Below are 8,835 nucleotides of genomic sequence, written 5' to 3'. Positions count from 1 at the left end.
AGGTGCCGGGCCTGCCCGGTGGCCACGAGGTGGCGGGCGACGAGCCCGGCGAGCGTGCCCGACGCGCCGGTGATCAGGGTGGTGCCGCCCGGGTCGGCCGGAATTGGCACCGACAGGACGACCTTGCCGACGTGGCGGGCCTGGCTGATGTGCCGCAACGCCTGCCGGGCCTGCCGCACGTCCCACACCCGCGTCGGCAGCGGCGTGAGCACACCCCGCTCGAACAGGTCGAGCAGCTCGGTGAGCATCTCCCCGATCCGTGCCCCGCCCGCGTCGTTCAGGTCGAACGACCGGTAGACCACGCCCGGGTGCTGCGCGGCGACCTGCTCCGGGTCGCGCAGGTCGGTCTTGCCCATCTCCACGAAACGGCCGCCGCGCGGCAGCAGCCGCAGCGACGCGTCCACGAACTCCCCCGCCAGCGCGTCGAGCACCACGTCCACACCGGCACCGTCACTCGCGACCTGGAACGCATCCTCGAACTCGGTGGTCCGCGACGACGCGATCCGCTCCTCGGCCACCCCCAGCGCCCGCAGCGTGCCCCACTTGCCCGGGCTCGCCGTCGCATAGACCGTCGCGCCGAGGTGATGAGCGAGCTGGATCGCCGCCATGCCGACCCCACCCGCACCCGAGTGGATCAGCACCGACTCACCCGCCCGCAACCCGGCCAGGTCACGCAACGCGTAGTAGGCGGTCAGGAAGACCAGCGGGACGGACGCTGCCTCGGTGAACGTCCAGCCGGCGGGGATGCGTGCCACCCGCTCGCGTGCCGCGACGACCTGGGGTCCGAAGCCGGGTTCGAACATGCCCAGGACGCGGTCGCCGGGGCCGAGGTCGTCGACGCCGGGGCCGACCTCCAGCACGACTCCGGCGCCCTCGCTGCCCATCCGGGCCGCCGGGTCCGGGTACATGCCGAGTGCGACGAGCACGTCGCGGAAGTTCACGCCGGTGGCGCGCACGGCGACGCGGACCTGGCCGGCGGCCAGCTCGGTGGTGGGGGCCGGCACCAGCGCGACGCCGTCCAGCGTCCCGGGGGCCACCGGAGCCAGGTGCCAGAGGCCCGCCGCCGGCGGCGCGAGCTCGTCGTCGGGCAGGCGGGTCAACCGGGGTACGCGCACCTGCCCGTCGCGCAGCGCCACCTGCCCGCCGGTCGGGGCCGGGTCGGCGGCGACCCCGGCCAGCACGGCCAGCACGTCGGCGTCCGGGGTGTCGTCCAGGTCGGCCAGCACGATCCGGTCCGGGTGCTCCGACTGCGCCGACCGCAGCAGCCCCCACACCGCCGCACCGGCAAGGTCACCGATCCGGTCCTCGTCCCGCGCCGCCACCGCGTCCCGCGTGACCACCACGAGCCGCGTGTCCGCGAGGGCTTCGGCGGCCAGCCACGCCTGCACGACGGCCAGCACCTCGGCCGTCACCGACCGCACCCGCTCGGGCCGGCCCCCGTCCGCCCCGTGCGGCCCGATGACCGACAGCAGCACCGCGTCCGGTGCCGGCACGCCGGCCGAGACGGCAGCGGCGAGCGCGGCCACGTCCGGGTAGGCGATGCCGGCGTCCGGCAACACCGTCCGGTCCGCCGGACCATCGTCGCCCGTGTCGGCCGGGCGTCCCTCGGCCGGCCACCCGGCGCCGCCGAACCCGGGGGTCAGCACCGCCCAGGTCAGCGCCTCGGCGGCGCTGACGTCCTCGACGGGCCACATCTCCGCGTAGAGCGAGCGGTCGGCGGCGCTCGGCGGGGCGGTCGTGCCGAGCTCACGCAGGACGAGGGAGTCGACCGACACCACGGGCGCGCCGCTCTCGTCCACCGCGACGAGGCGTACCGAGGTGCCGGAGCGGCGCAGCCGGACCCGCAGCACCCGGGCGCCGGCGGCGTGCAGCTGCACGCCCTCGAACGCGAACGGCACCCGGGGGCCGCCGCCGGTTCCCGCGTCGAGCAGCCCGATCGGGTGCAGGGCCGCGTCGAGCAGCGCCGGGTGCACACCGAAACCCGTCGGGTCGGCCCCAGCGGGGAGCACCACCTCGGCGTACGCCTCGTCCGAGCCGGTCCACACCCGCCGAAGCCCCTGGAACACCGGCCCGTACGTCAGGCCGTGCTCGGCGAACGCCGGATACCAGCCGGTCAGGTCCACCTCGGATGCTCCGGCGGGGGGCCATGCCTCGGCGGCCGGCTCCGGCGCCGACGCCGGTTCCAGCACACCCTCGGCGTGCCGGACCCACTCGGCATCCGGGTCGTCGTCCGGCTGGGCGTGCACGGTCACCGGGCGGGCGCCCTCGTCGTCGGCGGCGCCGACCCGCACCTGCACCCGTACGGCGTCGGACGCCGGGAGGGTGAGCGGGGTGGCGACGGTCAGCTCCCGGATGCGGGAAGCGCCGGCCTCGTCGCCGGCCCGGACGACCAGTTCGACCAGCGCGGTGCCGGGGACCACCACGGCGCCGGCGACCACGTGGTCGGCCAGCCAGGGGTGGGACGACACCGACAGCCGTCCGGTGAGCACCACCTCGTCGTCCCCGGCGAGCCGGACGGCCGCGCCGAGCAGCGGGTGCCCGGCCACGCCGAGTCCCGCGCCGGACACGTCGCCGGCCTGCCAGGCGGCGGCGTCCGGCCAGAACCGCTCCCGCTGGAAGGCGTAGGTGGGCAGGTCGGCCCGGTGCGCGCCGGTGCCCGTGAACCAGGACTCCCAGGTGACCGGAACGCCGTGCACGTGCAGGTCGCCCAGGGCCGTCAGCAGGGCCTCGGTCTCGGTCCGGTCCTTGCGCTGGACGGCGACGGCGCGGACGTCCTCGTCGTCGCCGAGGACGTCGGCGGTCAGCGCGGTCAGGACGCTCTGCGGGCCGACCTCCAGGAACGTGTCCACCCCGGCCTCGCGCAGGGCCGTGACGCCGTCGGCGTAGCGGACCTCCGCGCGGACGTGCCGCACCCAGTAGTCGGGGGTGCGCACCTCGTCGGGGTCGGCGAGGGCACCGGTCAGGTTCGACACCAGCGGCAGCGACGGCGCGCGGAAGGTCAGCTTCTCCAGCACGGTGCGGAACCGGTCCAGCATCGGCTCCATCAGGGGGCTGTGGAACGCGTGCGACACCGGTAGCCGGCGTACCCGCACGCCGCGGTCCCGCCAGTACCGTTCCATCTCGTCGAGCGCGTCGACGGCGCCGGACACGACCACGGCGGCCGGGCCGTTCACCGCCGCGATCCCCAACCGGTCCGTACGACCGGCGGAGGCCGACCGGTCGCCGGAGACCGCCGGCTCGCCGGCAGCCGTGGAACCGCCGGGGGCCGGCCCGTCCAGGACGGCCCGCACCTCCGCCTCGGGCGCGTTCACGGCGAGCATCCCGCCGCCGGCCGGCAGGGCCTGCATCAGCTGGCCGCGCGCGGCGATCAGGGCGCACGCGTGCTCCAGTGACAGCACGCCGGCCACGTGCGCGGCCGTGACCTCCCCGATCGAGTGCCCGCCGACGAAGTCCGGCGCCACGCCGAACGACTCGACCAGGCGGAACAGCGCCACCTCGACCGCGAACAGGCCCGCCTGGGTGAACACCGTCCGGTCCACCAGGCCAGAGGCGTCCTCGAACAGCACCGGCCGCAACGGTTGCGGCAACATCCGGTCCAGGTGCCCGCACGCCTCGTCCAGGGCGGCGGCGAAGACGGGGAACGCCTCGTACAGTTCCCGGCCCATCCCGGCGCGCTGCGCGCCCTGGCCGGAGAAGAGCACCGCGAGCGGGCCGCGGTCGGTCGCCTGCCCGGCGACCACCGCACCGGACGGCCGCCCCGCGGCCAGCGCCCGCAGCGCGGCGAGAAGGCCGTCCCGGCCGGTGGCGGCCACCACGGCCCGGTGGTCCAGAGCGGCCCGCGAGGTCGCGGACGCGAACGCCACGTCGAGCGGTCTCGGCGCGGTGCCGGCCGCCAGCCACGCGGCCCAGCGGCCGGCCTGCGCGGCGAGCGCGGCGGGGTGGGCGGCGGAGAGCAGCACCGGCAGGACCGGCCGGTCCACTCCGGACGGCGCGGCGGGGGCGGGCTCGGCGGGCGGGGCCTGTTCGAGGATGAGGTGGGCGTTGGTGCCGCTCATGCCGAACGACGACACGGCGGCGCGGCGGACCCGCCCGGGCTCCTCGGCCCACGGCCGGGCCTCGGTGAGCAGCGCGACCGCGCCGGTCGACCAGTCGACGTGGGGGGACGGCTCGTCGGCGTGCAGGGTGGCCGGGAGCAGCCCGTGCCGCAGGGCCAGCACCATCTTGATCACCCCGCCGACGCCGGCGGCGGCCTGGGTGTGACCGAGGTTCGACTTCAGCGAGCCCAGCCAGAGCGGCCGGTCCGCCGGGCGGTCCCTGCCGTACGTGGCCAGGAGCGCCTGGGCTTCGATCGGGTCGCCCAGCCGGGTGCCGGTGCCGTGCGCCTCCACCGCGTCGACGTCGGCGGGGCCGAGCCGGGCGTTGTCGAGGGCCTGCTGGATGACCCGCTGCTGGGCGGGGCCGTTGGGGGCGGTCAGTCCGCTGCTCGCGCCGTCCTGGTTGACCGCGCTGCCGCGGATCACCGCGAGGACGGGGTGGCCGTTGCGGCGGGCGTCGGACAGCCGCTCGACCAGCACCAGGCCGACGCCCTCGGCCCAGCCGGTGCCGTCGGCGGCGGCGGAGAACGCCTTGCAGCGGCCGTCGGCGGCCAGGCCGCGCTGGCGGGAGAACTCGATGAAGCCGCCCGGGGTGGCCATCACGCTGACCCCACCGGCCACGGCCAGGGTGCACTCGCCGTCGCGCAGCGCCTGGGCGGCCAGGTGCAGGGCGACCAGCGACGACGAGCAGGCGGTGTCAATGGTGACGGCCGGGCCCTCCAGGCCGAAGGTGTAGGCGACCCGGCCGGAGATGACGCTGGCGGCGGTGCCGGTCAGCACGTACCCTTCGGCGCCCTCGGGCAGGCGGCGGAGCACGGAGGCGTAGTCCTGCCCGGCGGTGCCCACGAACACCCCGGTACGGCTGCCGCGCAGCGTGCCGGCGTCGATGCCGGCCCGTTCGAACACCTCCCAGGTGGCCTCCAGCAGCAGCCGCTGCTGGGGGTCCATGGCCAGGGCCTCGCGGGGGCTGACGCCGAAGAGGGTCGGGTCGAAGTCGCCGGCGTCGGCGAGGAAGCCACCCCGGTCGCTGTAGGAGGTGCCGGGGTGGTCGGGGTCCGGGTCGTAGAGCCGGGCGAGGTCCCAGCCCCGGTCGGTGGGGAACGTGCCGGTGGCGTCGGTGCCGGTGGCGACCAGGTCCCACAGCTCCTCGGGCGAGCTGACGCCCCCGGGGAACCGGCAGGCCATGGCGACCAGCGCGATCGGTTCCGGCTCCTCCAGTTCGCGCAGCCGCCGGTGCGCCTGGCGGAGCTCGGTGGTCACCCACTTCAGGTGTTCGAGGAGCTTCTCTTCGTCCGCCATGACCCACCCGCCCCGAGCTTGCTACCGATCGTTTCCGCCGAACTCCGAGGTAGCCGTCGATCGGCCCGTGACCGGGGACGACCGACGGCGACGGGACCCGCTCACCGCTTCACTGTCTGTTCCTCACCGCATGACCAGCCGCACCCACCGCAGCGGGCGGGCCGGGGGTGCGCCGGCACCCGACCCGTCACCGTGAGTGGACGCTACTGAGCAGTGATCGGCCGCCCAACCCCTACGGACCCCTCATTCGGCCGTCCCGGAAGGGCGTCCGGGCAGGCCGGGCGCGGTGGCGGGAGGGTCAGCGGTGCTGGCGGGCGAGCGCCGGCAGGATCACCCGGGGCCGTCCCGGTGGGGTGACCCGGCGGCGCCACTCGCGCGGGTAGCCGACCGAGACCTCCTCGAACCGGACCCCGTCGTACCACGTGGTGCGCGGAATGTGCAGGTGGCCGTAGACAGCGACCCGGGCGGCGTAGTGCAGGTGCCAGTCGGCGGTGAGGTCGGTGCCGCACCATTGGGCGAACTCGGGATAGCGCAGGATCCGGGTCGGCTCGCGGACCAGCGGGTAGTGGTTGACCAGCACGGTGGGCAACCCGCCGCGCTCGGCGTCCAGCCGCCGCTCGGTCCTGATCACCCGGGCCCGGCACCAGGCGTCCCGGCTCGGGTACGGATCCGGATGCAGCAGGAACTCGTCGGTGCAGACGATCCCCGTCTCGTGGGCCAGGGCCAGTGCCTGCGCCCGGTTGTAGGTGCCCGGTGGCCGCCAGGAGTGGTCGTAGCCGACGAAGAGCGGCACGATCAGCACCGGGTCGCCGTCGGGGTCCCACACCGGGTACGGATCCTCGGGGGTGACCACGCCGAGGCGGCGGCACAGCGCCACGAGGTGCCGGTAGCGGGCTTCCCCGCGCAGCTGCACCGGATCGTCGCGGGGAGTCCACAGCTCGTGGTTGCCGGGGGCCCAGACCACCTTGGCGAACCGGCGGGCGAGCAGACCGAGCACCCACTCGACGTCGTGGACGTACTCGCCGATATCCCCGGCGACGATCAGCCAGTCGTCCTCGCTGTCGGGGCGCAGCGCCTCGACCAGCGGGCGGTTCTCCTCGTACATGACGTGCAGGTCGCTGATGGCGAGGAGCCGGCCACCCCTAGCTGCGTGCGGACCCCTAGGTTCTGTGCTGGTCACGACTTGCCGAACTCCCGCTGGATGATGGCGAAGATGTCGTCCTCGCCGGCGGCGGCCAGGTCGTCGGCGACCGGGCCGTCGGCGGCCGGCGGCGCCACGGCGTCGCCGCGCCAGCGGGCCAGCAGGTCCTCCAGCCGGCGGGTGATCTCCGTGTCCCCGCGCCGGTCCGCAGGCACCGCACCGAGCAGCTGGGCCAGCCGGTCGATCTCGGCGACGACCGGGACGCCCGGGCCGGCGGGCAGCAGCTCGTCGCGCAGGTGCCCGGCGAGCGCCGCCGGCGTGGGGTGGTCGAAGACCAGGGTGGTGGGCAGGGCCAGGCCGGTCTCGGCGGTGAGCCGGTTGCGCAGCTCGACGGCGGTGAGCGAGTCGAAGCCGAGATCGAGGAAGCCACGGCCGGCCCGGATCGCGGCCGGGCTGCGGTGTCCGAGCACCGCGGCGGCGGCGGCGCGCACCAGGTCGAGCAGGATCCGGTCCCGCTCGGCCGGTCCGGCGGTGGCGAGCCGGTCGCGCAGCGCCCGCGGGGCGTCCGCGTCGGCCGGCGGCCCGGCCGGCCGGTCCGCCGTCGCCTCGGGGATGCCGTCGAGCAGCGGGCTGGGCCGGCGGGCGGTGAACGCGGCGGCGAACCGATCCCAGGTGACGTCCGCGACCACCACGGCGAGGTCATCGCGGTCGAGCACGCCCTGGAGGGCGGCGACCGCCAGTTCCGGGTCCAGCGCCGGCAGGCCGCGCCGGGCCAGCCGGTCCTGCTGCTCGCCCTGCGCCATTCCGGCGCCCGCCCAGGGCCCCCAGGCCACGGCCGTCCCGGCGACACCGCGGGCCCGGCGCCGCGCGACCAGCCCGTCGAGGTACGCGTTGGCCGCCGCGTAGCCGGCCTGCCCGGCGGAGCCCCACACCCCGGCGATCGAGGAGAACACCACGAACGCGTCCAGCCCGTCGGGCAGCAACTCGTCGAGGTGCGCGGCACCGTCCACCTTGGCCCCGAGCACGTCTGCCAGCTCCCCTTGGCTCATCTCGGCGAGGGGGATGGCCTGGGCGGCGCCGGCGGCGTGCACGACGGCCCGTACCGGATCGCCCTGGGCGGTCAGGCCGTCCAGCAACCCGGCCACCGCCACCCGGTCCGCCACGTCACACGCCACGACCGTCACCCGCACGCCGCACCCGCGCAGGTGATCAGCCAGCTCACCAGCACCCGGAGCGTCCCCGCCCCGCCGGCTGGTCAACACCAGGTGCTCCGCCCCCGCTCCGGCCGCCCACTCGGCCACTCGCGCGCCCAACGCACCCGTGCCGCCGGTCACCAGCACCGTCCCGGACAACCGGAACTCCCGCCGTACCGGGTCGTCGGCGGCCCGGCGCAGCCGGCGGGCGAACACCCCGGAGGAGCGGACGGCCACCTGGTCCTCGGCACCGGAGGCCAGCACCCCGCACAGCCGCCGCACGGCCCGCGCGTCGACCGTCCCGGGCAGGTCGACCAGGCCGCCCCAGCGGCCCGGCTCCTCCAGCGCCGCCACCCGCCCGAGCCCCCACGTCGCGGCCGCGACGGGATCGACCGGGGCGTCCGAGGTGCCCACGGAGACCGCGCCCCGGGTCAGCCACCACAGCCGGCCGCCAGCCCCGCCGAGGGCCTGCGCGGTGGCCAGCGCCTCGCCGGCCCCGGCGCCGCCGAGCGCGAGCAGCGACACCACACCGGCGGCGTCGCCGAGGTCGCGCAGCGCCTTGCCGACCAGTTCACGGTCGTCGGCCGGCCCGTCGAGCCGCACCGTCCGGACATCCGCACCGGCCGCCGTCATCCCGTCGGTCACCGCCGCGAGCACCGTGTCGTCGATCCCGGTGTACGGCACCAGCAGCGCCCACGTCTCCGCCAGCGTCGCCGCGTCCCCGTCGGGCACGGGCTGCCAGTCGACGCGGTAGCGCCAGGAGTCGGCGGTGGCCCGCCGCCGGCCGTCCCGGCGCCAGCGGGCTAGCGCGGGCAGCAGCGCGCTCGCCGGCTGGTCGAGCCGGAGTCCGGGGTCGAGCGCGCCGAGGTCCGCGCGCTCCACGGCCGCCCAGAACCGGTCATCGGTCCCGCTGTCGCCACCGCTCGAGGGGACAGCGGGGGTGGTGTCCTCGTGCAGCCAGTAGCGCCGGTGGTGGAAGGCGTAGGTGGGCAGGTCGACGGTGTGGGGTTGCGGGCCGGTGGTGGTGAACCAGGCGGTCCAGTCGACGGGTGTGCCGGTGACGTGCAGCCTGGCGAGGGCGGTGGTGACCGCGATCGTGTCGGGTTGG

Annotated in this window: 3 protein-coding genes; all 3 read right to left on the bottom strand. The window is 76.3% G+C overall.

Annotated elements, in window-relative coordinates; translation table 11 throughout:
- On the bottom strand, window positions 1-5,393 hold a 5,393-nt coding region (locus ABZW14_RS34040), incomplete at its 3' end, for a beta-ketoacyl synthase N-terminal-like domain-containing protein (RefSeq protein ID WP_355355315.1).
- A gap of 298 nt (window positions 5,394-5,691) precedes the next feature.
- Complete coding sequence (locus ABZW14_RS34035; protein ID WP_355355312.1) at window positions 5,692-6,573, bottom strand: metallophosphoesterase; 882 nt, start codon at window positions 6,571-6,573, stop codon at window positions 5,692-5,694.
- The coding region (locus ABZW14_RS34030) for an SDR family NAD(P)-dependent oxidoreductase (RefSeq protein ID WP_355355309.1) at window positions 6,570-8,835 on the bottom strand (2,266 nt) is incomplete at its 5' end. The genes ABZW14_RS34030 and ABZW14_RS34035, both read right to left, overlap by 4 nt.

Source organism: Micromonospora sp. NPDC004551, from assembly GCF_040609975.1.
GTDB lineage: Bacteria > Actinomycetota > Actinomycetes > Mycobacteriales > Micromonosporaceae > Micromonospora.
The sequence above is the reverse complement of the archived record's forward strand: the minus strand, read 5'-3'. Positions and strand labels throughout refer to the sequence as shown.